24 protein-coding genes are annotated in these 24,570 nt (G+C 52.1%); 15 read left to right on the forward strand and 9 right to left on the reverse strand.

What is annotated here, in order from left to right; all coding sequences use genetic code 11:
• Positions 1-73: 73 nt before the first annotated feature.
• Positions 74-937 carry a LysR substrate-binding domain-containing protein gene (locus OCU43_RS21120; RefSeq protein ID WP_091360410.1) on the reverse strand — a complete coding sequence of 288 codons (864 nt, stop codon included), beginning with the start codon at positions 935-937 and terminating at the stop codon, positions 74-76.
• 123 nt (positions 938-1,060) lie between these two features.
• Between OCU43_RS21120 and OCU43_RS21125 the strand changes: the two genes are divergently transcribed.
• The 3 genes from OCU43_RS21125 (at position 1,061) to OCU43_RS21135 (ending at position 4,415) form a co-directional block, all read left to right on the forward strand.
• Positions 1,061-1,702, forward strand: a complete 642-nt coding sequence (locus tag OCU43_RS21125; protein WP_091360408.1) for a glutathione S-transferase family protein — start codon at positions 1,061-1,063, stop codon at positions 1,700-1,702.
• 115 nt (positions 1,703-1,817) lie between these two features.
• Entirely contained in the window at positions 1,818-4,097 is a 2,280-nt protein-coding gene (locus OCU43_RS21130; protein ID WP_091360407.1) for a hypothetical protein, read from the forward strand.
• 18 nt (positions 4,098-4,115) lie between these two features.
• Complete coding sequence (locus OCU43_RS21135; RefSeq protein WP_091360405.1) at positions 4,116-4,415, forward strand: hypothetical protein; 300 nt, start codon at positions 4,116-4,118, stop codon at positions 4,413-4,415.
• 27 nt (positions 4,416-4,442) lie between these two features.
• Here OCU43_RS21135 and OCU43_RS21140 read toward each other — a convergent pair whose 3' ends face one another.
• Both OCU43_RS21140 and OCU43_RS21145 read right to left on the reverse strand, forming a co-directional pair.
• Positions 4,443-5,489 (reverse strand): formylglycine-generating enzyme family protein, encoded by a 1,047-nt coding sequence (locus OCU43_RS21140; protein ID WP_175483573.1) that lies wholly within the window; start codon positions 5,487-5,489, stop codon positions 4,443-4,445.
• A gap of 201 nt (positions 5,490-5,690) precedes the next feature.
• Positions 5,691-6,737: a formylglycine-generating enzyme family protein gene (locus OCU43_RS21145; RefSeq protein ID WP_175483572.1), complete on the reverse strand. Its 1,047-nt coding sequence runs from the start codon at positions 6,735-6,737 to the stop codon at positions 5,691-5,693.
• Between the two features lie 466 nt (positions 6,738-7,203).
• Here OCU43_RS21145 and OCU43_RS21150 point away from each other — a divergent pair, with 466 nt between their 5' ends.
• From OCU43_RS21150 to OCU43_RS21160, 3 genes are read left to right on the forward strand one after another with little or no spacing between them, the layout of a single operon-like run.
• Complete coding sequence (locus OCU43_RS21150) at positions 7,204-7,986, forward strand: hypothetical protein (RefSeq protein ID WP_091360398.1); 783 nt, start codon at positions 7,204-7,206, stop codon at positions 7,984-7,986.
• 18 nt (positions 7,987-8,004) lie between these two features.
• Positions 8,005-8,169, forward strand: coding sequence for a hypothetical protein (locus tag OCU43_RS21155; protein ID WP_175483571.1), 165 nt, complete (start codon positions 8,005-8,007; stop codon positions 8,167-8,169).
• Between the two features lie 27 nt (positions 8,170-8,196).
• Complete coding sequence (locus OCU43_RS21160; protein WP_091360397.1) at positions 8,197-9,147, forward strand: TAXI family TRAP transporter solute-binding subunit; 951 nt, start codon at positions 8,197-8,199, stop codon at positions 9,145-9,147.
• 63 nt (positions 9,148-9,210) lie between these two features.
• Here the strand turns inward: OCU43_RS21160 and fba are convergent, their stop codons facing one another.
• From fba to OCU43_RS21185, 5 genes are all read right to left on the reverse strand, one after another.
• Positions 9,211-10,251: a class II fructose-bisphosphate aldolase gene (gene fba / locus OCU43_RS21165; RefSeq protein ID WP_091360395.1), complete on the reverse strand. Its 1,041-nt coding sequence runs from the start codon at positions 10,249-10,251 to the stop codon at positions 9,211-9,213.
• Positions 10,252-10,555: 304 nt separating this feature from the next.
• Entirely contained in the window at positions 10,556-11,716 is a 1,161-nt protein-coding gene (locus OCU43_RS21170) for a phosphoglycerate kinase (RefSeq protein ID WP_091360394.1), read from the reverse strand.
• A gap of 76 nt (positions 11,717-11,792) precedes the next feature.
• Complete coding sequence (locus OCU43_RS21175; protein WP_091360393.1) at positions 11,793-12,815, reverse strand: type I glyceraldehyde-3-phosphate dehydrogenase; 1,023 nt, start codon at positions 12,813-12,815, stop codon at positions 11,793-11,795.
• Between the two features lie 59 nt (positions 12,816-12,874).
• Entirely contained in the window at positions 12,875-14,869 is a 1,995-nt protein-coding gene (gene tkt / locus OCU43_RS21180) for a transketolase (protein WP_091360391.1), read from the reverse strand.
• 61 nt (positions 14,870-14,930) lie between these two features.
• Positions 14,931-15,131, reverse strand: coding sequence for a hypothetical protein (locus tag OCU43_RS21185; protein WP_091360389.1), 201 nt, complete (start codon positions 15,129-15,131; stop codon positions 14,931-14,933).
• Between the two features lie 65 nt (positions 15,132-15,196).
• Here OCU43_RS21185 and metK point away from each other — a divergent pair, with 65 nt between their 5' ends.
• The 9 genes from metK (at position 15,197) to OCU43_RS21230 (ending at position 23,298) form a co-directional block, all read left to right on the forward strand.
• Positions 15,197-16,387 carry a methionine adenosyltransferase gene (metK, locus tag OCU43_RS21190; RefSeq protein WP_091360387.1) on the forward strand — a complete coding sequence of 397 codons (1,191 nt, stop codon included), beginning with the start codon at positions 15,197-15,199 and terminating at the stop codon, positions 16,385-16,387.
• 161 nt (positions 16,388-16,548) lie between these two features.
• Positions 16,549-17,277, forward strand: coding sequence for a 16S rRNA (uracil(1498)-N(3))-methyltransferase (locus OCU43_RS21195; RefSeq protein WP_091360386.1), 729 nt, complete (start codon positions 16,549-16,551; stop codon positions 17,275-17,277).
• A 94-nt stretch (positions 17,278-17,371) separates the two neighbouring features.
• Entirely contained in the window at positions 17,372-18,334 is a 963-nt protein-coding gene (gene gshB / locus OCU43_RS21200) for a glutathione synthase (RefSeq protein WP_091360384.1), read from the forward strand.
• A 36-nt stretch (positions 18,335-18,370) separates the two neighbouring features.
• On the forward strand, positions 18,371-19,321 hold the full coding sequence (locus OCU43_RS21205; RefSeq protein ID WP_091360383.1) for an energy transducer TonB: 951 nt from the start codon (positions 18,371-18,373) through the stop codon (positions 19,319-19,321).
• A 79-nt stretch (positions 19,322-19,400) separates the two neighbouring features.
• On the forward strand, positions 19,401-19,982 hold the full coding sequence (locus tag OCU43_RS21210; RefSeq protein ID WP_091360381.1) for a YqgE/AlgH family protein: 582 nt from the start codon (positions 19,401-19,403) through the stop codon (positions 19,980-19,982).
• 37 nt (positions 19,983-20,019) lie between these two features.
• Entirely contained in the window at positions 20,020-20,496 is a 477-nt protein-coding gene (gene ruvX, locus OCU43_RS21215; protein ID WP_091360379.1) for a Holliday junction resolvase RuvX, read from the forward strand.
• A complete protein-coding gene (pyrR, locus tag OCU43_RS21220) occupies positions 20,477-20,992 on the forward strand; it encodes a bifunctional pyr operon transcriptional regulator/uracil phosphoribosyltransferase PyrR (RefSeq protein WP_091360378.1) in 516 nt (171 codons plus the stop codon). Before ruvX ends, pyrR begins: the two co-directional genes overlap by 20 nt.
• Positions 20,993-21,011: 19 nt before the next feature.
• Positions 21,012-22,013: an aspartate carbamoyltransferase catalytic subunit gene (locus tag OCU43_RS21225; protein ID WP_091360376.1), complete on the forward strand. Its 1,002-nt coding sequence runs from the start codon at positions 21,012-21,014 to the stop codon at positions 22,011-22,013.
• Between the two features lie 10 nt (positions 22,014-22,023).
• Positions 22,024-23,298, forward strand: a complete 1,275-nt coding sequence (locus tag OCU43_RS21230; protein ID WP_091360374.1) for a dihydroorotase — start codon at positions 22,024-22,026, stop codon at positions 23,296-23,298.
• Positions 23,299-23,402: 104 nt separating this feature from the next.
• On the opposite strand, the gene OCU43_RS21235 is transcribed toward OCU43_RS21230, so the two are convergent.
• Positions 23,403-24,569: a PilT/PilU family type 4a pilus ATPase gene (locus tag OCU43_RS21235; RefSeq protein WP_091360372.1), complete on the reverse strand. Its 1,167-nt coding sequence runs from the start codon at positions 24,567-24,569 to the stop codon at positions 23,403-23,405.
• Between the last annotated feature and the right edge of the window lies 1 nt (position 24,570).

Below are 24,570 nucleotides of genomic sequence, written 5' to 3' on the forward strand. Positions count from 1 at the left end.
AGCAACGCCTGCTGTTGCTTCATCACTTTCGCTGGCCCTTCCGGGGGCCAGATTTTTTATCTTTCGATAGCCATTACCCGGCAGCTTGTAGTTGCTCTGCGGTACGTTGTGCCAATCTTGCGATCCGGTCTGAACCTATGTCCGGGTGATGCCGGGCAGAGGACTGTAGCACAATCTCAACAGTTGGCAGGTCAGGCAGACCAAGGCTCGCAGGTACCCGGTACAGATCCGCAGGTACGCAACAGGATGACAGTGTGGTAACCGCCTCGCCCCGCCGCACCAGCTCAATCAGCAGCGCACAGTTACCACTGATACAACTCACCTCAAAAGAACGCCCCTGTTTGATCAGACCATCCACCGCGGTACTGTGAAATTTACAATCAGGCTCGACCAGCGCCAGCCGGATGGTCCGGTCTGGCGCAACAAAATCGGCTGTCGGGGCAACCCAGACGCCCTTGTCCTGCAATAACAGATACCCTTCTTCCCGGTCCGGGCGGCGGGTGAGAATAGTCAGATCCAGTTCGCCCTTATCGATCAGCTCCCGCAGTTGCGCCGATGACCCGGTTCGCACCTGCACCTGCAGCCCGGGTAGCTGTGTTTGAAGCTCGGATAGCAGTTGCGGCAACACCCCGGTGACATAGTCATCCGGACAACCCAGCAACAGCGGCCGGGATTCACCATCGGCGCCCAGCACCCCCAGCGCTTCATCATGCAGCTTCATTATCCGACGGGCATAGCTCACCAGCTTCAGTCCTTCATCGGTCAGTTGCAGCTCTCGCCCCTCTTTCAGAAACAGTCTTTTATTGAGCTGCTCTTCCAGCCGCTTCATCTGCATACTCACCGCCGACTGGGTACGAAACACCTGTGCCGCCGCCCGGGTAAAGCTTCCGGTATCCACGGCCGCAATAAAAGTACGGAGCAATTCATGATCAAGCATCAGCAGTATTCATACCTGTTATCAGATTTATTCGTTTGTCGAACAACCAATTAAGCGCCAGACTCAGGTCTAAATCAATCGACGTAACAAACTTATTAAACAACACAATAAAAGGATTTTGCTATGCAACTGGTTATCGGTAATCACAACTATTCCAGCTGGTCCCTGCGGGCCTGGCTGCTGCTGCGACAGTTCGGGCTGGACTTTGAAACGGTACGTATCGCCCTGTTTACCCCCGGCGCAGCGGAACAGATAAAAAGCTATAACCCGGCGGGGAAAGTCCCGGTGCTGCTGGATAACGGCCTGACCATCTGGGACTCGCTGTCGATCTGCGAATATATCAGTGAACAGCACCTTGACGGTAAAGGCTGGCCCGCTGACTCTGCACTGCGCGCCCACGCCCGTAGCAGTTGCGCCGAGATGCACACCAGCTTTATGGCGCTGCGCCATGCAATGCCGATGAACTGCCGCCGTACTGTGGAAAACGTTGTTATCTCATCCGAAGTACAACAGGATATCGACCGTATCCTGCAGCTGTGGAGCGGTGCGCTCAACCTGAGTGCATCAGAACAATTCCTTTATGGAGAGTTCTCCATCGCCGATGCCTTCTATGCCCCGGTGGTGTACCGTCTGACCGGCTATGGCGTCAGCCTGCCTGAGCAACTACAAGCCTACTGCGACCGGGTACTGGCACTGCCCGCCTGTCAGGAATGGCTGAAGCTGGCACAACAGGAAAACGAAGTGATCGAAGAGGAAGAGGTGTAATCGCCTCTGATTGTGCCTGACAGCACTGGTATTTCTGCCCTGAAAATGGCACATTATCAACCGGAGAGCGGGAAACTCTCCGGTTTCTTTTCAAGTGACTCAACAGGGATGAATAATGAGTACAACGCCAACCAATGGTTCCTGTCTGCCTAAAAAGACCCAGACGGGCAATTCAGACACCAATAGCAGCAATACTGGACAAGATAGCTGTACTCCTCCTCTGTTTGAAATAGTTCATATTACCGGCACACGTAATCAACTCTATTTTCTGACTAAAGCGGCCTCTGAAACACTGCATACGGAATGTGCTGCAGTAGCAGACATGATGCAGACGTTTGCTGAAATAGTCAGTGCAGAAGCGGATAGCTTCCCCTCGCAAAAAGAGCGGGATGCTATGCTGAAAAAACGTATCGCCTGGATTAAAGATGCAACGAAGATGGGGCTTGTCGATCCACGGCCAAACGTGGCTGATAAAACCGCAACATATGGTGAACACTATCACCCACCTGAAAAATCGACAACATCGAAAAGCTGCAAAGCCCAGCTCGCTCAACTGGAATCAGAAGAGCTTAAAGTCAATCAGGCACTGGAAAATATTCGGGGACGCAGCGCGGTATCTGTTAAACGGAGTCCGATTAATAAGCTACGTATGGCCCATCTTCAGGTCATAAAGCCAAAGCTATTAGAGCTAAGAGAACTTGAAAGTCGGGGGCTCTGTAAGCCGACCTCGGTAGTGGAGCCCACAAATAATGTCGATACATTAGTTCCTTCCGGAACAACGGGCGGAATAGAGGGCGGCATCACCGTTACCGAACTACAGCGATTCAGTGCGCCAGATAAGCTATTTTATCTTTCCAATAAGAAACTAAGAGAACTCAAAGAGAATAGTGAAAACGGTTGGATTCCTATAAAGCTTTCGCAAGAAACCCAAAAGTTAATGGAATCCCTTAATACCGCAACTGAAAAGAGTCATAAAACCTCCGCAAAACCTCAAACAGAATCCCAACAGAATAAAACTGAACTCAGCGACATTGTTGACGCGATGATTGAGGACTTTAAGCAACAGCTCAAACCGAAATACGATACCGCAAATCTGGGTAGCCTCCCCTGGTTCAAGGAGGCAGGCAACTTGGAGTGGGAGAGCACCGAATGTCACCCCTTTAACGCATTATATCAGGACGTGTTTCCCAAAAAAGTTGTCAAAGGTCAGTTAGGGAAGGACGGTCCTGTCTTTGCAGCATCAGCAGAGGCTCAGGCCTTCCGTTTTGCCGCTGGCGCTAATATAGGCGAAGCTAAATGGAACCCGATGGATGGCGAAGTCAACCTGGCGGCCAAAGCTGAAGCGAAATTCAGCTTATTTGAGGGCAAAATAGAGGGTAGTGCTATTTTCCCCAATGAGAAAGGGCAACTGATCTACGTTAGCTTTCGCGGGGCCGACAAGAAAGAACGCTCCATAGAGATGGGTTATATGCGCTTTCATGGCAAAGTGCTTATGAGTGTTTTCGCTGGCGTGGAAGGAACCCTGGAGAGCTCTCTGGGAGGTAAGCTATATAAAACCTCCAAGCGCAAGCAACATAACAATACTACCGATATGGAAAAAGACAGCCGTCAACTGGAACAGGAAGTGGGTGCCGGGTTATTACTCATACCTAAGTTTGAGGTTGAATCACAACCAGCCTCTCGATGGAAAGGAGAGCGGGCGGTTTCCAATGGTCCTGAACCTGAAGGCAATGTCTATGCAAACCTGAAAGGCGAAGTGTTTGCGGGGGCAAAAGCGGGCGCAGCGGTCAGTCTGGCGGCCCAATGGCAGGCACCACCTAAGCCCATTAAAGATGGAGCTAAGGACGCCCCAAAAGCCAATGAATTTCTTGACCTCGCCAAAACGGGTGTTAAAGCCGGCGCATCAGTCGGCGTCGCTGCAGGCAGCCATCTAAAAATCGCCTGGGAATACGGCAAAGTTATTGTCTACTTTCGCGCCTCGGCAGCCTGGGGCCTCGGCATCTCCGGCGGATTTGAAACCGAAGTAGACCTTAACAATCTGCTGACACTATTTGAGTTTATTCTGAAAGCACTGCAGCGGAGTGATTATCGGCACCTGACATTTGTTGATGAACAAACATTTTTGATTATGTCAAAGTGGCTCTATAAAGTTTATGTTTTTAAAGAAGAGATGCAGCTTGAAGCAATAAAAGCACTGTTTTCATCGCTTAATAGCGTACGTAAAGAAATTACTGATTGGTGGGATGAAAGAGCAAGAATAGAGGATGAAGCTAAAGCCATCGCGGAGAATATCAAAAATGGGCATCTCGCTATAAATTTAGAAACACTGCCTCCAGAAACAGTTGGTCCAATGCTCTACTGCTTGAGTTCTACCTTCGTTTTCAGCTTTGAATAATCACAGGAAACCGCCATTATGATGATATTGAATAATGTACATTCATGGCGTCACTTTATGCAGATACTGGAGCGGATGAGTAAAAAAGGTGAGCCGGTTGATATGTATCTGAGTATGCAACGATTAACCTCCATACTGGACGGCACACAATATCTGGAGTTTATTAACTGGATAAAGTCTCTACAGGTAATAGAACCAGAACAAACCGCTTATAATCAACTAACTCCCTTTACCCCCAGAAAATATCCGGTCGATAAACGTCAAGATAAGCAGGTGGTGGCCAGTATTGAGGAGGTCTGGGGAGTAACCATCAGCTAATCCCCACCAACTAATATCGCTATCAGATTAAAAAAGTTTTTCTGTAGACTGAGTCGCACAACGAAAGCCCGCCATAGGGCTATATGTTGGTTTCCCGTTCGTTTCACTTTCACGACGAATCAAAATGTTGGAATTAACTTCAAAGGCCCAGTTACCACGAAGCACCCGATAGGTCTGAAGAGGCTGGTACTGTTTCTTCACTTGCACCGCTTTTTCAGGTCCCTGGGGATTTTTGACCGGGCTATAACTGTAATACTCCGGGTCATACCAGTCATTTACCCATTCAGCGGCATTATTCTGCAGTCCATAAATCCCTAACGGATTTGGTGGCAACATATCCACCGGATAGGTATGCCCTAACTTACCTGAGTCCTTATCATACGGCCTTGTATTTCTTTTGTTCTCTAAAAAGCCATTATCCGTTGCATAGTAAATCTTTTTCCCGCGGTTTCGGGCTGCAAATTCCCATTGAGCTTCAGTGGGCAGATCAAACGCATACCCCGTTAACTGACCCAGCCAGGTACAGTAATCTTTAGCATCCTGCCATCCCCGTGTACTGGCAGGATTATCGGGTTGAAACTGAAAGTTTTCTGGCTCTACCTCTCTTAACTCTGGCTTAGGTAGAGGCTCATTATGAGCCAGAAGATAGCGATCCATATCCTTCACCCGGGTCTCATACTTTGACAGCGAGTAGCTATCCAGCTCCACCGGATGGGACGGGCTGGTATCCATCGAACGCGTTGCATTGCACATATTCTCGGTCTCGCGCCAGACGGGCCGTTCAGGGTCAGCATCACAGGGCATACCAAAATCCCCCATCATAAATTTACCCCCCTCAATAAATACCATATCCTCAACTGCCCGCACCGCCGTATCCAGCACTTTAGCCTGCAGTTGACTATCGGCATCGGGATGTAGTGTTTGGATATTGGCGCGGATCTCAGCAATCTTTTCTGCAGACACAACATCACTGGTAACAACGATATCAGCTTCGCTTTTACAGCCACTGAGAATCAAAGCACAGGAAAGAGAGATAACAGATACTGACTGGAACAGTCGGGTCAGAGTGGGCATAGATTCATCCTTGTTGCCGGGGTCCATAACGCCCAAAATCATACCTGAATGGACCTCAGGACTCCAGTCGCAACGAACTCAAACCCTTTTTCCCCAAAATATCCCAAGGGAAACATTCAGGATAAGCAGGTGGTAGCCAATATGGATGAGGTTTGGGGATTATCCATCGGGTACCCCCCATCAACTAATACCACTCTCAGATTAAAAAAGCTTTTTTCTAGACTGAGTTGCACAACGAAACCCCGCCCAAGGACTATATATTGGCTCTTCGTTTGTTTCAATTTCACGACGAATCAAAATGTTGGAATTAACTTCAAAGGCCCAGTTACCACGAAGCACCCGATAGGCCTGAAGAGGCTGGTACTGTTTCTTCACTTGCACCGATTTTTCAGGCCCCTGGGGATTTTTGACTGGACTATAACTGTAATAATCCGGGTCATACCAATCATTTACCCATTCAGCGGCATTATTCTGCAGTCCATAAATTCCCAGTGGATTAGGCGGCAACATATCCACCGGATAGGTATCTCCTAACTTACCTGAGTCCTTATCATACGGCCTTGTATTCCTCTTGTTCTCTAAAAAACCATTATCCGTTGCATAGTAAATCTTTTTTCCGCGGTTTCGGGCAGCAAACTCCCACTGGGCTTCAGTGGGCAGATCAAATGCATACCCCGTTAACTGCCCCAGCCAGGTGCAGTAATCTTTAGCATCCTGCCATCCCCGTGTACTGGCGGGATTATCCGGTTGAAATTGAAAACTATCCGGCCTGCGTTCCCGGACTTCAGGTTTCGGTAGAGGCTCATTATGAGCCAGAAGATAGCGATCCATATCCTTCACCCGGGTCTCATATTTCGACAGTGAGTAACTATCCAGCTCCACCGGATGGGCTGGGCTGGTATCCGCCCAGTGGCTGGCATTACACATATTCTCTGTCTCGCGCCAGACGGGCCGTTCAGGGGCAGCATCACAGGGCATACCAAAATCCCCCATCATAAACTGACCGCCCTCAATAAATACCATATCCTCGATTGCCCGCACCACGGTATCCAGCACCTGAGCCTGCAGTTGACTATCAGCATCGGGATGTAGTGTTTGGATATTGGCCCGTATCTCAGCAATCTTGTCTGCAGACACAACATCACTGGTAACAACGATATCAGCTTCGCTGTTACAGCCACTGAGAATCAGAACACAGGAAAGAGAGATAACAGAAACTAGCTGAAACAGTCGGGTCAGAGTGGGCATAGATTCATCCTTGTTGCCGGGGTCCATATAACACGACAAAAATCATACACCAACAGTGATGTCTCAGCCCAGTTGGGAATCAATCCTCCGGCTTTTACTGCCACTGGCGTTTCAGATGAAAGTAGAAATCACTCTGAACCTGCAGAACTGAGGCCCTGCCCTATTACCTCGGTCAAAGAACCTGCCGGCATCAGTGCAAATAGAAGCTGCATCTAAGGTATAGCCTTTGATTGATTAATAGGTTAGGATTTGCCCCGAAAAAGGAATTTCAGATAGGCCCACACTGGTGGCTGTATTGTGCTGAAGGAGTAGCACTGTTTCGATCAGAGCTGTAATACTCTGCATACTTTTCTCCTCTTCTTCACCCTCTGATTTTTCCTTTCTCTGTACCGCCCAGGCGGAATGAGCTGATGCGATCCAGGTGATGCTGCATCAACCCCCATAGTGAGAAATAAAGGGATGTTCTATGAACTCTGAAATCGCTGTAACAGGGATAGCGACGAGCGGCTTTGCTGAAGTCCTGCAACAGAATAAAACTGAATTAGCAAAGATTGAGCAGTTTAGGAAATCTGCTATCTCGGTTCTTCCGCGCAATCTTATATTTGCCGGTATGACGCTGGGTGTTTTTTTTCTGATAGGGATGTTTGCCCTGCAAATCATCACCGGAGTGTTTGCGCTGATTCTGTCCGTTAGCGCTGCAGTCGGTGGCTTCTACGGGTTGCGCTTTCTTAAGGCGATGGACCCGGTTATCCGTCAGAAAACGAAAAATTTCAGAATAAAGAAGATGATGGAGGAAGCCCGCCGTAATGCCACAGAACAACTTGATAATCAGGTACTGGTTAACGCTCAACGATTAGAACAGGCCCGTGCCGCCCGGGACCAGATGGGTTCAGCGATTCGGAAAATGGAAAGTCAGATTGATGAACGAAACCAGGGCAAACCGATTTATGAACGCAAAAAAAAGTTATTGGCACAGGTCACTGAAGCCTATCAACAGATACTTGAAAAGCTGGATCGAGCGGCAGCCGTCAACCGTCAATTTGAGCAGAAAGTTAAAGAGTATAAAGACATGGAAGCCTTTGCTGCCCAGGCAAGTCAGGCGATGTCATTTATAAAACATACCGGTAATGATCAGTTAGAAGAGATGCTCTCACTGGAAGCATTCAGCCAGATCGAAACAGACTTTAATACCGCCTTAGTCGAGATTGAAAACAGTGCCCGGGATATGGCAGTAGATATGGCCGACTAGGCAGAAAAGGAGATAAAAATGAGCGAACAGGAAACCACCTCCACCCGAATTATGAGATGGACACTAACCGGACTTCTGGGACTGGCTGTCATTATTGGTCTGCTAACCTTTTTTATCGACAATCCAGACACACAGAGTAGGGATGCAGAACCCGTCTCTCAGGAATCAAACCCCTTTCAATAACCTATTAATCAAAACAAGGATGTAGATATGAATCTATTTAAAGCGCTTGGCTGCTTAACTCTGCTGGGACTGACCACGATGGCCTCGGCTACGGACGTAAAAGTCGGCACCGGTTCTGAGAGCGGTAACTACTACTCCATGGTGAAAGATATTAAAGCGTATTGTGATGACGCGCTGGAAAATGATGCGCATCTTTTACCAGTGAAGTCAGACGGGTCTGTAGAGAACCTGCTGGGCATGAATAGCAAACAGTTCTCTATGGGCGTGGTTCAGGAAGATGTATTGCAATATTTCGCCAAAACAGAGCCCCGCAAGGTTAACGGCAATCGCATGAAGGTTATCGACGGGATGCATATGGAATCCCTTCACCTTCTGATACCAAAAGGCTATCAGCCAGAGGGTGATGACGCCGGCTGGAAAGCGATGTGGAGCGGGCTGATTAAAGATGAAAAGCCAAAACCAATCTCGCTTAATCTGTTAAAAGGCCAGACCGTCGGTTCCTGGGGCGGTAGCGTTATCAGCGCCAAAGCGTTGAGCTACTTTATGGGTTTAAATCTGAATGTTGTTGAGATTCCGGCAGATAAACGCAGCAATCCAAACATGCCATTAGTGCTGGTTGGCGGACACCCTTACAAACCGGTAGAGCAGTATCTTGCCAGTGGTAAATACCACCTGGTCGCAATAGACTTTGCACAACTGGCAGGAAAGGCTCCATTTTACATTCAATCCAGCGTCAGCTATCGGGTAGACGGAAAAATTCAATCGGTGCCGACTTTCGGCGTTCGCGCACTCCTGATTGGCAAATCTTTCCGTAAGGAAGAGCGAAATGCCAACATGGTCAATCTGGCTAACTGCATTACTGACAGCCTGATTGATCTGGCCGATGATCCCGACACTAACCCCAACTGGGCTTCAGTGTATGAGCTGGAAGAGGCTGGCGAACAAACCAACTGGAACTATTTCTCTCTGAGTAAATAACCCAACAAAAAAAACGCCCCTCTCTAAAAGACAGGGGCGTTTTTTTATACCTGAAGACCGGTATTACAAACCGTACTTATCTGCCATGCCTTCCAGAGAGACCGGTACGATCTTATCCGCATGACCGGCAGTACCGAACGCTTCGTAACGGGCGACACAGATCTCGCTCATTGCATCCATGGTGACTTTAAGGAATTTACGCGGATCGAACTCCGATGGGTTTTGCGCCATGAAGCGACGTACCGCACCGGTAGATGCCAGACGCAAATCGGTATCGATATTAACCTTACGCACACCATGCTTGATGCCCTCAACGATCTGCTCAACCGGCACACCGTAGGTCTCAGGAATCTCACCACCAAACTCGTTGATGATCGCCAGCCACTCCTGTGGAACAGAGGAGGAACCGTGCATCACCAGGTGGGTGTTCGGGATGCGGTCGTGGATCGCTTTAATGCGGTCAATCGCCAGAATATCGCCGGTTGGCGGACGGGTGAACTTGTAAGCACCGTGGGAGGTACCACAGGCAATCGCCAGCGCATCGACACCGGTTTTAGCCACGAAGTCAGATGCTTCTTCCGGATCGGTCAGCATCTGGTCATGGGACAGTGTGCCTTCAGCGCCAACACCATCCTCTTCGCCAGCCTGTCCGGTTTCCAGCGACCCCAGACAACCCAGTTCCCCCTCAACAGAAACACCACACGCATGGGCCATCTCTACGGTACGACGGGTAACATCAACGTTGTATTCATAATCAGAGGGGGTTTTACCATCCTCTTTCAGGGAGCCGTCCATCATGACGGAAGAGAAGCCCATCGCGATGGAACGCTGACAGATCGCTGGTGAGGTGCCGTGATCCTGGTGCATACATACCGGAATATGCGGAAACTCAGCAATCGCCGCCAGAATCATATGCCGCAGGAAGTTAGAGCCCGCATATTTACGGGCACCGGCAGACGCCTGCACAATTACCGGCGAGTTGGTCTTGTCAGCCGCTTCCATGATGGCGCGCATCTGTTCCAGGTTATTAACGTTAAACGCTGGGATACCGTAGCTATTCTCTGCGGCATGATCCAGCAGCTGACGCATACTGATAAGAGCCATATCTTCACCTTTTAAAAAATTAAGCCGGGTTGCGGCTGTAAATTCTAACGTAAGCAGCTGAATAGATCAGCTGCTCTACTTTATATTGCAAATATTAAAGCTGGAAGTGCACTGAAAATCAGTGTTTGCACAGCCATTTTAGCGCCATTATTAAGCTCTACTATTAAGCTCTATTATATAAGCTTAAAGCGTTATGAGCGCAGAAAGTGCGTGGCAAAAGCTGACGAGAAAGCGGAGTTTACAGTTGTAAATGAGCATTTCTCGGCAACTTTTAACAAAGCAGTTTCAAGCGCAATAGCTTTAATTATGCCCGGGATTCAAGCATCGCTACCGCGGGCAACACCTTGCCTTCCACAAACTCCAGGAAAGCCCCACCGCCGGTCGAGATGTAAGACACCTGATCAGCGATACCGTACTTATCCACCGCCGCCAGGGTGTCACCGCCACCCGCAATCGAGAAACCTTTGTTCTCAGCAATCGCCAGCGACAGTGCTTTAGTGCCTTCACCAAACTGATCAAACTCAAACACACCGACCGGACCGTTCCAGATAATAGTACCGGCTTCTTTCAGCAGCGCGGCCAGGTTCGCAGCAGACTGCGGACCGATATCCAGAATCATATCATCTTCAGCAACTTCATCGACCAGCTTAACGGTCGCAGCAGCGGTTTCAGCAAACTCAGTTGCAACCACAACATCTACCGGCAGGGGAATATTCACCTTATCCATCAGCGCTTTTGCGGTAGGAATCAGATCATGTTCGCACAGGGACTTACCGACCGGCTTACCCGCAGCAGCCAGGAAGGTATTGGCAATACCGCCCCCCACAATCAGTTGATCAACCTTATCAGATAACGATTCCAGTACCGTCAGTTTGGTTGACACTTTAGAGCCACCGACAATCGCCGCCATTGGCCGGGCCGGCTTATCCAGCGCCTTTTCCAGCGCGTCCAGCTCACCGGCCAGCAGAGGGCCGGCACAGGCAACCGGTGCAAACTTAGCCACACCATGAGTCGACGCCTGAGCGCGGTGCGCGGTACCAAACGCATCCATTACATAGATATCGCAAAGGGCTGCCATCTGCTTAGACAACGCCTCATCATCTTTCTTCTCACCAACATTGAAGCGCACGTTTTCCAGCAGTACGACACCGCCTTCAGCGACATCAAAGCCCCCCGCCAGCCAGTCGCTGATCAGCGGAACTTCACGTCCCAGCAGGCCTGCCAGATGGGCAGCCACCGGTGCCAGTGAGCTGGCTGCATCATATTCACCCTCAGTTGGGCGGCCCAGGTGAGACATCAGCATCACCTTAGCACCTGCTTCCAGAGCGTGCTTAATGGTTGGCAGTGATGCACGAATACGGGCATCGCTGGTGACCTTGCCATCCCTGACCGGCACATTGAGGTCTTCACGGATCAGGACGCGTTTGCCCTTGAGATCCAGTTCGGTCATTTTCAATACGCTCATAATATTTCCTGCTTTCTAATCTAAAAAAGTAGAGTACCGTCTTCGCAGACCATACCTTAAAATTACGTCAGCTCTATTAGTCAGACCGGCAGTTAAGCCATGCCTGAGCAACATCCAGCATCCGGTTGGCAAAGCCCCACTCATTATCAAACCAACACATCAGCTTTATCATCTTGCCGCCACTGACACGGGTCTGAGTACCATCGACAACGCCGGAACGGGAATCCCGATTGAAGTCTACCGAAGCGTGTGCTTCTTCGGTATAACCTAAAAGTCCTTTTAACGGACCTTCCGCTGCACGACGGATGATCTGATTAACATGCACTGCACTGGTCTCCTCTGAGACATTCAGAGAGATATCCAGCAGAGATACGTTAATGGTAGGCACCCGCACATGCAGCGACTCAAAGCGGCCCGCCAGTTCAGGCAATAAACGGTCGATACCGCGATGCAGCCCGGTATTCACCGGGATAATAGACTGCATAGCACTGCGGGTGAGCCGCAGATCGGTCTGATGATAGCTGTCGATCACCGGCTGATCATTCATGGCCGAGTGAATGGTGGTGGTTAAGCCGCTGATAATTCCCAACTCCCGGTGTAACAGATCCAGAATCGGCACAATGCAGTTGGTCGAGCAGGACCCAGCGGCAACAATGGTCTGCTCTGCGGCCAGCAACTGCTGATTAAATCCATAGATAACCGTGGCATCAACATCACTGCCGGCAGGTTGGGAGAAAAGGAGTTTTCTGGCGCCACTGTCAAGATGCTGTTGGGCGGTCGGGCGGTCACTGAATGAACCGGAACACTCCAGCACCAGATCAATATCCAGCGTTTGCCAGGGCATCGCAGAAGGGGAGGCTTCGTTAAGCACCCGGATCCTGTCGCCATTGATCAGCAACTCAGTTCCATTATGCGACACAGGCAGCGGAAAGCGCCCATGGGTGGTGTCATAGCGGGTCAGATAGGTGACCGTCTCAATGTCAGACAGCTCATTGATCGCCACCACCTGCAGCTGTTCGCGGTAGCCACACTCATAGATAGCTCGCAGGACACTTTGTCCGATGCGGCCATAACCATTTATTGCAACCCGGTACGCCATACCACCTCGTTAAACAAAAAAGCCAACTGAATCAGCTGGCCTTTTTTCTTAGCCTGCACTCAGAGAACAGACTTCACTTTTTCAACTACGTTTTCGACCGTAAAGCCGAACAGTTTGAACAGATCCCCTGCTGGCGCAGACTCACCAAAGGTAGTCATCCCCACAATAGCACCGTTCAGACCAACATACTTGTACCAGAAATCAGCCTGCGCCGCTTCAACAGCAACCCGGGCAGTCACAGCAGACGGCAGCACCGCTTCACGGTATTCAGCATCCTGCTTATCAAACAGATCAGTGGATGGCATAGACACCACACGTACCTGCTTACCTTCCGCCTCAAGCGCTGCCGCAGAATCCATTGCCAGACCCACTTCAGATCCGGTAGCGATAAGGATGGCATCCGGAGTGCCTGCTGTATCACGCAGAATGTATCCACCGCGGGCGATATTCGCCAGCTGCTCATCGGTACGCGCCTGGTGTGGCAGGTTCTGACGGGAGAAGATCATCGCGGTCGGGCCATCGGCACGCTCCAGTGCAGACTTCCATGCGACAGCAGATTCAACCGCATCCGCCGGACGCCAGCAGCTCATGTTCGGCGTATGACGCAGGTTAGCGATCTGCTCAATCGGTTGATGGGTCGGGCCATCTTCACCCAGACCGATAGAATCGTGGGTGTAAACATGGATCGCACGCAGCTTCATCAGTGCCGCCATCCGCAGTGCGTTACGGGCATATTCCATAAACACCAGGAAGGTCGCACCGTAGGGCACAAAGCCACCATGCAGAGCGATACCATTCATGATGGCGGACATACCAAACTCACGCACACCGTAGAACAGGTAGTTGCCGGACGCATCATCTTTCGTCACGCCCTTGCAGCCTGACCATAGCGTCAGGTTAGAACCGGCCAGGTCAGCAGAGCCACCCATCAGTTCAGGCAGCAGCGGGCCATAGGCGTTCAGGGCATTCTGAGAGGCTTTACGGGAAGCGATGGTTTCGCCTTTATCCTGCAGCTCTTTGATGTAAGCATCAGCTTTATCGGAGAAGTCCGTTGGCAGCTCACCGCTATAACGGCGGATCAGCTCACGGGCTTCAGCAGGGTAAGCTTTGCTGTATTCGGCAAAACGCTCTTCCCACTCACTTTCCAGCACCGCACCGGACTCCAGCGCATTCCACTGGGCAGCGATATCTTCAGGGATAACGAAGGCTTCATGTTCCCAGCCCAGCTGTTTGCGGGCCAGTGCAATCTCTTCGTCGCCCAGAGGTGCGCCGTGGCAATCCTCTTTACCCTGTTTATTAGGCGAACCAAAACCGATAATGGTTTTGCAGCAGATCAGGGTTGGCTGATCTTCATTGTCCTGCGCCGCTTCGATGGCCGCTTTAATCTGCTCAGCGTCGTGACCATCTACGGCCGGAATCACCTGCCAACCGTAGGCTTCAAAGCGTTTAGGAGTATCGTCGGTAAACCAGCCCTCGACTTCACCGTCGATTGAGATGCCGTTATCGTCGTAGAATGCGATCAACTTGCCCAGTCCCAGGGTGCCCGCCAGAGAGCAGGCTTCGTGGGAGATACCCTCCATCAGGCAGCCATCGCCCAGAAAGGCATAGGTGTGGTGATCAATAATCTCATGACCTTCGCGGTTAAACTGCGCTGCCAGGGATTTCTCAGCGATGGCAAAGCCGACCGCGTTTGTGATCCCCTGACCCAGTGGGCCGGTGGTGGTTTCAACACCCGGCGCATAACCGTATTCCGGGTGACCGGCGGTTTTGGAGTGCAGCTGACGGAAGTTTTTCAGATCATCGATGGAAAGATCATAACCGGTCAGGTGCAGCAGACTGTAGATCAGCATTGAACCATGGCCGTTCGACAGCACGAAACGGTCGCGATCAAGCCAATGTGGATTCGCCGGATTATGTTTCAGAAAATCATTCCATAATACTTCAGCGATATCCGCCATACCCATCGGTGCACCAGGGTGACCGGATTTAGCCTTTTGGACAGCATCCATACTGAGGGCACGAATTGCATTGGCAAGTTCTCTACGCGAGGACATTCATTCACTCCAGGGCCGAACAAGCCCAAGTTGAGATTAAAAAGTGTTTGCGGCGGCTGTGTTATCTCTTGTGAAGATAACGAAGACCGGCACCGATAAAAAAATAGGCGGCTATTTTCTCGTAACCGCCCCCCAGCTTCAAACCTATTTCAGATAAATTTAATGAAAATGAGTGGTTTTCATCTAAAAAAGTAAAAAAATCATCCAAAACCGGAATACCGCCCATGCAATCAGGGCGCAAGACGATTAAAATAACTGACATTCTTATACCCGGGCCGACGGTCCGATACCATATTTATCTCCCTTACCTAGGATTGAAGACGCGTAATGAGCGAATACAGCCTGTTTACTTCGGAGTCAGTCTCCGAAGGCCATCCTGATAAGATCGCCGATCAGATCTCTGATGCGGTTCTTGATGCAATTATTGCTGAAGACAAATACGCCCGTGTAGCCTGTGAAACCATGGTTAAAACCGGTGTCGCGATTGTTTCCGGCGAGATCACTACCTCTGCATGGGTCGATCTGGAAGCGCTGGTTCGTGGCGTTATCTGTGATATCGGCTACACCTCTTCTGACGTCGGTTATGACGGTGCCACCTGTGGTGTACTGAACATCATCGGCAAGCAGTCGCCTGACATCAATCAGGGGGTTGACCGCGCGAAGCCTGAAGATCAGGGCGCCGGAGACCAGGGGCTGATGTTTGGTTATGCCAGCAATGAAACCGACGTACTGATGCCTGCGCCGATCTGCTACGCCCACCGTCTGGTTGAGCGTCAGGCGGAAGCGCGTAAGTCCGGTCTGTTGCCATGGCTGCGTCCAGATGCCAAGAGCCAGGTCACCTTCCGTTATGAAAACGGCCAGCCAGTGGGTATCGATGCGGTGGTTCTGTCGACTCAGCATAACCCGGAAGTCTCCATGGCGGACCTTCAAGAAGCGGTGATGGAGCTGATAATCAAGCACACCCTGCCTGCAGAGTGGATCGACAAGAGCACCAAGTTCCACATCAACCCAACCGGCAACTTCGTTATCGGCGGGCCTGTCGGTGACTGTGGTCTGACCGGCCGGAAGATTATCGTGGATACCTACGGCGGCATGGCCCGTCACGGTGGCGGTGCGTTCTCCGGTAAAGATCCATCCAAGGTGGACCGTTCTGCCGCTTATGCGGGCCGTTATGTAGCGAAAAACATCGTAGCTGCCGGCCTGGCCGATAAGTGTGAAATCCAGGTGTCTTATGCTATCGGTGTAGCGGAGCCAACCTCGGTTTCGATCAATACGTTTGGTACCGGCAAGGTCTCTGACGCGATGATCATCGAGCTGGTGCACAACCACTTCGACCTGCGCCCACATGCGATTACCCGGATGCTGGACCTGCTGCACCCGATGTATCGCCCAACAGCCGCCTACGGCCACTTCGGTAAAAACCCATTTGAGATGACCGTCGGTAACGATACCTTTACCGCCTACAGCTGGGAAAAAACCGATAAGGCTGACGAACTGCGGGCTGCCGCAGGCCTGTAAGCCGCGTTCAGGAACACAGATACAAAAAAGGCCGGATTCGCATCCGGCCTTTTTTATTGTCTCAGCAAACCTTAACCTGATTGTCTGACGATCCCGCTAACCGATCCCGTTATGCCATGGCATAATAACGCCTTAAACTTTAAACCTGATTGATAGATAGAATGAGAATCCCCCGTTTTTACGAACCTCAGTCCCTCTCTGAGGGCAGCGAAATCAACCTCAGCGACAACGTGGTTCAACATGTGTCCCGGGCCTTGAGAATGCGTCCGGGTGACGCGCTGGTCCTCTTTAATGGTGATGGGTTTGAGTATTCCGCTGAGCTGACAGAGGTAGCTAAACGCAATGCTACGGCACGGATTACCGGCGCGGATCAGCCCGCCCGGAAATCTCCCCTGAACCTCACTATTGGACAGGCGATCTCCCGCGGGGAACGGATGGATTACGCGGTGCAGAAAGCTACCGAACTGGGGATGAATCAACTGGTGCCGCTGTTTACCGAACGTTGTGAGGTGCGACTAAACAGTGAACGTCAGGACAAACGTCGCCAGCACTGGCAGCAGGTTGCCATCAGCGCCTGTGAACAGAGTCTGCGCTGTGACCTGCCTGAGATCAGCGAACCACAGTCGCTGAACGACTGGCTGGACAGTGTTGAAGCGGATCTGAAACTGGTGCTCCACCACCATACCGAACAGCCTTTGGGCAACTTTGACAAACCCGCATCGGTTGCCCTGCTGATCGGTCCTGAGGGCGGTCTGAGTGAAACTGAAGTGGAGCTGGCACTGTCAAAGGGGTTTAAGCCGGTTGCCTTTGGTCCGCGGGTGTTCCGCACCGAAACCGCACCTGTCGCGGCTCTTTCGGTTCTGCAATACCTCTGGGGGGACCTTGGATAAACAGGTTCGCAGACAGGGCTATAACAGTAACACTGGTGATGACCAGACCGGGCAGGTAGAATCCCCTTAATCAAAAGATTAACAAGGCAATTCGATGACAGTAAAAGTCGGTATTGTGATGGACCCGATCGAGTCCATCAGCTACAAAAAAGACAGCTCACTGGCGATGCTCTGGGCAGCTCAGCGTAAAGGCTGGGAGATCTGGTACATGGAGCAGAAAGATCTCTATCTGCGTGATGGCAGAGTCCTCGCCAAGATGGCTCCGATGACGGTCGAGATGAATCCCGAAAAGTGGTTCGAGCGGGGCGAATATCAGGTTGAGGAAGTAGGTTCTCTTGATGTCGTGCTGATGCGCAAAGATCCGCCTTTCGATAACGAATTCAGCTACACCACGCACCTGCTTGAGCTGGCCTCAGCACAGGGTAAAACCCTGATGGTTAACCGCCCTCAGGCGTTGCGGGACTACAACGAAAAGATCTTTGCCACCCACTTCCCACAGTGCTGCCCGCCGGTGCTGGTCACCCGTCGTGATGACCTGTTACGCGCGTTTCATGCCGAGTTTAAAGATGTCATTTTCAAACCCCTGGATGGTATGGGCGGTGCCTCAATCTTTCGCATTCAGGAGCAGGGGGTCAATCTCGGCGTTATCATTGAAACCCTGACCAAATTCGGCAGCGAAACCATTATGGCGCAGAAATACCTGCCGGAGATTGTCGACGGTGATAAACGTATCCTGATGATTGACGGAGAGCCGGTGCCTTATGGTCTGTCCCGCATTCCCACCAACGGTGAAACCCGGGGTAACCTGGCGGCCGGTGGCCGCGGCGAAGGTCGTCCACTCACGGAACGGGAACGCTGGATCGCGGCGCAGGTTGGCCCGACACTGAAAGCCCAGGGGATCCTGTTTGCCGGACTGGACGTGATCGGCGATTACCTCACCGAAGTCAACGTTACCAGCCCTACCTGCATCCGCGAACTGGACAATCAGTTTGGTCTGGATATCGGTATGCAACTGATGGATGTGATCGAAGCAAAGCTAAATCAGGGTAATGCATAAGCGCGATGTTATTCCCAGCCCTAGCAGGAACATACTATGAGTAAGGCTGCTGTCGCGGTTTCCGCAGCTGATCGGCTCGGCTTCACTCTGTTTCTGGCGGTAGCCGTGCATGCTGCGGCCATACTGGGGATCGGTTTTGCCGTGGCGCCGAAGACGCCGCCCGCGCAAACGCTGGAGATAACCCTGGCTCAGTTTAAGAGCGACAAGCCCCCGGAAGAGGCTGATTTTATCGCTCAGGCGGACCAACAGGGCAGTGGCCAGCTGGAAGAGAAAGCACTGCCGGCAACCCGGGAGAAAGCCGATTTTCAGCATCGGGATATACAGGAAACCGCACCGCGGCAACCGCTGACACCGCCGACTAATAGTGCCGCCACACCCACTCCGGCCACCACACCAGAGCCTGCACCCATTGCCGAGGTAGCCGACCAGCAAAACACCACCGCTGCGGAACAAGAGGTTGTTATTACCCAGGCCAAGCAGGAAAAGCGGGTAACCGACGCTCCGGAAAAACATCAGCAGTCCACTCCCCCGCCCCCCGCTCCGGGTAGCTCTCAGTCACTGCTGTCCCGTAGCCTTGAGATCGCCAGTCTGGAAGCTCAGCTGGAGTTTCAACGGCAGGAATATGCGAAGCGGCCTCGCATAAAACGGCTGACCTCTGCCGCCACCAAAAGCCACAGTGATGCGGTTTACCTGGCCAACTGGCGGCGTAAAATCGAATCGGTGGGAAATCTCAACTATCCTGAAGAGGCACAACAGAATCAGCTCTATGGCAGTTTGCGCATGATGGTCAGTGTTTTGCCCGACGGCAGTGTAAAGGAGATCAGCATTCTGCACTCTTCTGGCAACCCGATTCTCGACGATGCCGCAGTCCGCATTGTGCAGCTGGCGGCTCCCTTTCAGAAGTTCCCTGTAGAGATGCGTAAAAACACCGACGTACTGGAGATTATCCGCACCTGGAAGTTTGAGAAAAGCAGCCGGATATACTAATAGTAAGAATGCTACGCGCAAAATAAGGATATACAGTGCCGTATCTCGCTATTTCGCGTCACAAGGGCAGGTAATAATTATGACCTCAGACTCCCCCTCCATATACCTCCCTGGCAGCCTTCAGGGGCATTTCCTGATATCGATGCCCCATATGGATGACCCTAACTTTGCCCAAACCGTTATCTATATCTGTGAGCATAACGAATCTGGCGCGATGGGGATCGTTGTTAACCGTCCGATTGAGATGGACCTGGGGCAGCTACTGCAACACCTGGAGTTCAGCTATAACAGCGACCTCAACGATCTGATCTACGCCGGCGGTCCGGTACAGAATGACCGGGGCTTTATTCTTCACCGGCATACCGCCAATCAGTGGGAATCCTGTTACGATGTTACCGATGAGCTGACCCTGACAACCTCTCTGGATATTCTGCAGGCGATCAGTGAACACAGCGGGCCCGAGCAGTTTCTGGTGGCGCTGGGCTATGCGGGCTGGGGACCCGGACAGCTGGAGCAGGAACTGTCTGATAATGTATGGTTAAGTTGCCCGGCTAATTTAGATATAATGTTCCGCACCCCGGCTGAAGAGCGACTTCAGGCCGCTGCCGCGACGATGGGGATCAACCTTGATCTGCTGACGTCACAAAGCGGCCACGCCTGATCCGGCTCATCAGCCCTAACCCACGCAAAGAAGCGGAATGATCACACTTTCAGGTCAAATTATAGGCTTTGATTTTGGCACCACACGGATCGGGATCGCCGCAGGTCAGGCTATTACAGGCACGGCCACCCCATTACCTCCGGTCAGCGCCCGGGATGGCGTTCCCGACTGGTCGGTGATCGAAAAGGTGATTTCAGAGTGGCAACCTGCAGCCATTGTCGTTGGCATCCCCCTGAATATGGATGGCTCCATCAGCGACATGTCCCGCCGGGCGCGAAAATTTGCCAACCGTCTCAAAGAACGCTGCCAGTTGCCCTGCTATCTGATCGATGAACGCCTTTCCACCCGGGAAGCCAAGCAGATCAGTCTTGCCCGGGGCGGCAGCAGTAATTTTAAAGAAAACTCTGTTGACGGCATCGCCGCACAACTGATTCTGGAAAGCTGGTTTGCATCAGACCAGCTGATACCCAGTGAAACCCGACTGGAGGACCTCTATGGTATCGGGCGTAATTAAAGTGGATCACCTGCTCACCAAGATGGCGGAAGATCTGATCACACTGATAAAAGTAAGACAGCTGGACAACCCGATGGTCATTGGCATCCATACCGGTGGCGTCTGGCTGGCAGAACACCTGCATCAGCAGCTGGGTATCGAGAGCCCCCTGGGCACCCTGGATATCTCTTTCTACCGCGATGATTTCAGCCGCGCGGGCCTCAACCCTAAAGTTCAGCCCTCGGCGCTGCCCAGTGCTACCGAAGACCGCCATATTATTCTGGTGGATGATGTGATCATGAGCGGACGAACCATCCGGGCAGCGATGAACGAGCTGTTTGACTATGGTCGCCCGGCTTCCATTACCCTGGTCACACTGCTGGATCTGAACCGTCGCGAGCTACCGATTCAGGCGGATGTTACCGGTGATACGCTGCAACTCGCCGATGACGAGCAGGTCAAACTGACCGGACCGGTGCCTCTGGCACTGGAGATCCGTAAAAAAGACAACCCCTAACTTACCGCCGGAATCTGACATGTTTGAACAACAAGATCCCAACCTGATCCAGCTCAACAGCGCCGGTCAGCTGAAACACTTCCTGACCACCGAAGGGCTGAGCCGGGAGATGCTGACAGAGATCCTCGATACGGCTGATTCATTTGTCGATATGAGTGCACAGCAGGTAAAAAAGGTACCGCTGTTACGGGGTAAAACGGTGGTTAACCTGTTTTTTGAGGCCAGCACCCGCACCGCCAGCACCTTTGAACTGGCGGCAAAGCGACTGTCCGCGGATGTCCTCAACCTGAATATCAAAACCTCATCAACCTCTAAGGGCGAAACCCTTAAAGACACCCTGATGACCATGGAAGCGATGCACTCTGATATGTTTATCGTGCGTCACTCAGACAGCGGCGCGGCACACTATATCGCCAGCAATGTCACGCCCCATGTAGCCGTCATCAATGCCGGTGATGGACGCCATGCTCACCCCACCCAGGCGATGCTGGATATGCTCACCATCCGCCAGCACAAGGGGGGATTCGAACACCTCACGGTGGCGATTGTCGGCGATATCCTTCACTCCAGGGTGGCCCGGTCACAGATCCACGCCCTGCGCACTCTGGGTGCCAGAGAGATCCGGGTGATCGGCCCCACAACACTGTTGCCGCGTCATATAGAAGCGCTGGGCGTCACGGTTTACACCGACATGTGTCAGGGTCTGAAAGATGTCGATGTGGTGATGATGCTGCGACTACAGAAAGAGCGGATGCAAAGCGCCCTGCTGCCCAGCGAATCGGAGTTTTACAGTTTATACGGTCTTACCGAAGAAAAACTGAAGCTCACCCATCCTGACTCCATTGTGATGCATCCCGGACCAATTAACCGCGGCGTAGAGATAGAGACCTCGGTCGCCGATGGTCCGAAATCGATGATTCTGAAACAGGTGACCAACGGTATTGCCGTGCGCATGGCGGTGATGTCGATGGCGATGGGCGGCCAGATGACTGACCATCAGGCTGAGCGGGAGAGCGAATAAGGTGAATACGATGAATATTGCAATCAGGAACGGCCGTGTCATCGACCCCGCCAACCATCTGGACCAGATCACTGATCTGTTTATCTGCGCTGGCAAGATCGCTGCCATTGGCGAGCCACCAGCAGCGTTTAGTGCCGACCAGGAGATCGATGCCACGAACCTGGTAGTCAGCCCCGGTCTGATCGATCTGTGCGCTAACTTGCGTGAGCCCGGTTACAGTCGCAAGGGTACCATCGCCAGTGAAACCGCCGCCGCGGCGGCGGGTGGCATCACCACCCTGTGCATGCCACCACTGACCAGACCGATTGCCGATAACACCGCAGTGATCGATCTGATTGAAGACCTGGCAAAACAGGCTGGCAACGCCCGGGTCCTGCCGATGGGCGCCCTGACCCAGGAGCTGAAAGGTGAACAGCTGAGTCCGATGTATGGCCTGAGTAAAGCCGGCTGTATCGGCTTCACCAACGCCCGGGAACCGATCCATAGCTCGCTGACACTGGCGCGCTGCCTCGAGTATGCGGCGACCCACGACCTGCTGGTTATTTTCCAGCCACAGGATGCGGACCTGGCCGCTGGCGGCACCATGCACGACGATACCACCTGCACCCGTCTGGGACTCAGTGGGATTCCTGAAAGTGCTGAAACCATTGAAGTTGCCCGCTGCCTGCTGCTGATCGAACAGACCGGCGTGAGAGCCCACTTTGGTCAGCTGTCCTGCGAACGTTCCGTCAAAATGGTGATGGATGCCCGTGAAAGAGGGCTTCCGGTGACCGCTGATATCGCGATTCAGAATCTGCTATTAACCGATGAGAATGTCAGTGGCTTTGACCCTAACTTCCACCTGATTCCGCCACTACGCAGCCAGCTCGACCGGGCAGGTTTACGCCATGCGCTGGTTGCAGATGGCTTTCAGGCGATCTGTTCGGACCACCAGCCCCATGAACTGGCCGCCAAGCAGGCTCCTTTTGCCGCTACCGAGCCCGGGATGACGGGGCTGGAAACCCTGTTATCACTGTCTCTGATGCTGGTGCAGCAGGAACTGATCTCACTACCGCAGATGCTGGCGAAACTGACCACTGGCCCGGCCCGTGTCCTCAACGTCGATCTGGGTACACTCACCCCCGGCAGCAGTGCCGATATCTGTATCTTTGATCCAGAGCAGGAGTGGGTACTGACCCAGGAAAACCGTCGTTCAGCCGGTGCGAATACACCGTTTATGGGCTTCCCGCTCAAAGGGGTGGTGCGCTATACCCTGTTCGAAGGCAATGTGGTGTTTCAGCAATAGCAACCCGATACCCCATCGCTGATCGGGTATTCAACATCTCGCCACCATCAGCAGAAACAAAAAACGGCGCATCAGATGCGCCGTTTTTTTTACTGTGACGAGACCTACATCCCTTTAACGTCCAGCGACCCTTCATTTTGCAGAAAATCATCGTCATCCTGCAGGAAGAAGCCGGAGTCGTCCGATGCATCATTGATATCCGGATTGGTTTCCGAATTAAGTTTAATCATCAGACGCAGGTCGTTCGGTGAATCCGCATGGGCGATCGCCACATCATAGGTGATAGTCCCCTCTTTATACTCATTGTAAAGCGCCTGATCGAAGGTCTGCATCCCCAGGTTAGTGGACTTTTTGATTACCTCTTTCAGCTCATGCACTTCGCCTTTACGGATCAGGTCCTGCATCAGAGGGGTATTAATCAGCACTTCCACCACTGCCCGGCGACCTTTACCATCCTTTGTCGGCAGCAGTTGCTGCGCCACAATTGCTTTCAGGTTAAGCGACAGATCCATCCAGATCTGGGCATGGTGTTCAGGGGGGAAGAAACTGATGATCCGGTCCAGAGCCTGGTTGGCGTTGTTGGCGTGCAGTGTTGCCATACAGAGGTGGCCAGTCTCAGCAAAGGTCAGACCATAGCCCATCGTATCGGCACTGCGAATCTCCCCCATCAGAATCACATCCGGGGCCTGACGCAGGGTATTTTTCAGAGCCACCTCAAAGGAATCGGTATCCAGACCCACTTCCCGCTGGGTGATCACACTCTGCTTATGCTCATGGATATATTCGATCGGATCCTCAATGGTAATGATATGCCCGGCAGTATTGGCATTGCGGTAATCGATCATCGACGCCAGTGACGTTGATTTACCGGTACTGGTACCGCCGACAAACAGGATAAGCCCCCGCTTGGTCATCGCCAGATCCTTGAGCACCGGCGGCAGGTTCAGCTCCTCCATCGTTGGGATATAGGTGTTGATGCGCCGCAGTACCATACCCGGTGAGTTACGCTGAAAAAATGCACTCACCCGGAAACGACCGATCCCCGGAGCACTGATAGCAAAGTTACACTCGCGGGTGCCCTCAAACTCGGCCAGTTGCTTATCGTTCATGGTGCTATAGGTCAGCGAACGTGCCTGAGCGGGTTTCAGAGCTTCTTTGGTTAATGGCTTAATCGTACCATCAACCTTGATGCTGGGACGGGCTCCGGCGGTGATAAACAGATCGGATGCTTGTCGGTCAGTCATAACCTTAAGTAGCTGGGTAATATCCAAA

This window comes from Amphritea atlantica (genome assembly GCF_024347255.1).
In the GTDB taxonomy this organism is placed as follows: domain Bacteria; phylum Pseudomonadota; class Gammaproteobacteria; order Pseudomonadales; family Balneatricaceae; genus Amphritea; species Amphritea atlantica.

What these genes read in the sequence shown, in the direction of transcription:
- OCU43_RS21210 (WP_091360381.1), top strand. Translation starts at nt 19,401, where the DNA reads ATGACCTCAGACTCCCCCTCCATATACCTCCCTGGCAGCCTTCAGGGG.
- OCU43_RS21195 (WP_091360386.1), top strand. Translation starts at nt 16,549, where the DNA reads ATGAGAATCCCCCGTTTTTACGAACCTCAGTCCCTCTCTGAGGGCAGC.
- OCU43_RS21160 (WP_091360397.1), top strand. Translation starts at nt 8,197, where the DNA reads ATGAATCTATTTAAAGCGCTTGGCTGCTTAACTCTGCTGGGACTGACC.
- OCU43_RS21185 (WP_091360389.1), bottom strand. Translation starts at nt 15,131, where the DNA reads ATGTCAGTTATTTTAATCGTCTTGCGCCCTGATTGCATGGGCGGTATT.
- OCU43_RS21125 (WP_091360408.1), top strand. Translation starts at nt 1,061, where the DNA reads ATGCAACTGGTTATCGGTAATCACAACTATTCCAGCTGGTCCCTGCGG.
- ruvX (WP_091360379.1), top strand. Translation starts at nt 20,020, where the DNA reads ATGATCACACTTTCAGGTCAAATTATAGGCTTTGATTTTGGCACCACA.
- OCU43_RS21150 (WP_091360398.1), top strand. Translation starts at nt 7,204, where the DNA reads ATGAACTCTGAAATCGCTGTAACAGGGATAGCGACGAGCGGCTTTGCT.
- OCU43_RS21170 (WP_091360394.1), bottom strand. Translation starts at nt 11,716, where the DNA reads ATGAGCGTATTGAAAATGACCGAACTGGATCTCAAGGGCAAACGCGTC.
- OCU43_RS21140 (WP_175483573.1), bottom strand. Translation starts at nt 5,489, where the DNA reads ATGCCCACTCTGACCCGACTGTTCCAGTCAGTATCTGTTATCTCTCTT.
- OCU43_RS21230 (WP_091360374.1), top strand. Translation starts at nt 22,024, where the DNA reads ATGAATATTGCAATCAGGAACGGCCGTGTCATCGACCCCGCCAACCAT.
- OCU43_RS21205 (WP_091360383.1), top strand. Translation starts at nt 18,371, where the DNA reads ATGAGTAAGGCTGCTGTCGCGGTTTCCGCAGCTGATCGGCTCGGCTTC.
- OCU43_RS21135 (WP_091360405.1), top strand. Translation starts at nt 4,116, where the DNA reads ATGATGATATTGAATAATGTACATTCATGGCGTCACTTTATGCAGATA.
- metK (WP_091360387.1), top strand. Translation starts at nt 15,197, where the DNA reads ATGAGCGAATACAGCCTGTTTACTTCGGAGTCAGTCTCCGAAGGCCAT.
- OCU43_RS21175 (WP_091360393.1), bottom strand. Translation starts at nt 12,815, where the DNA reads ATGGCGTACCGGGTTGCAATAAATGGTTATGGCCGCATCGGACAAAGT.
- OCU43_RS21130 (WP_091360407.1), top strand. Translation starts at nt 1,818, where the DNA reads ATGAGTACAACGCCAACCAATGGTTCCTGTCTGCCTAAAAAGACCCAG.
- tkt (WP_091360391.1), bottom strand. Translation starts at nt 14,869, where the DNA reads ATGTCCTCGCGTAGAGAACTTGCCAATGCAATTCGTGCCCTCAGTATG.
- OCU43_RS21225 (WP_091360376.1), top strand. Translation starts at nt 21,012, where the DNA reads ATGTTTGAACAACAAGATCCCAACCTGATCCAGCTCAACAGCGCCGGT.
- OCU43_RS21155 (WP_175483571.1), top strand. Translation starts at nt 8,005, where the DNA reads ATGAGCGAACAGGAAACCACCTCCACCCGAATTATGAGATGGACACTA.
- gshB (WP_091360384.1), top strand. Translation starts at nt 17,372, where the DNA reads ATGACAGTAAAAGTCGGTATTGTGATGGACCCGATCGAGTCCATCAGC.
- OCU43_RS21120 (WP_091360410.1), bottom strand. Translation starts at nt 937, where the DNA reads ATGCTTGATCATGAATTGCTCCGTACTTTTATTGCGGCCGTGGATACC.
- pyrR (WP_091360378.1), top strand. Translation starts at nt 20,477, where the DNA reads ATGGTATCGGGCGTAATTAAAGTGGATCACCTGCTCACCAAGATGGCG.
- OCU43_RS21145 (WP_175483572.1), bottom strand. Translation starts at nt 6,737, where the DNA reads ATGCCCACTCTGACCCGACTGTTTCAGCTAGTTTCTGTTATCTCTCTT.
- fba (WP_091360395.1), bottom strand. Translation starts at nt 10,251, where the DNA reads ATGGCTCTTATCAGTATGCGTCAGCTGCTGGATCATGCCGCAGAGAAT.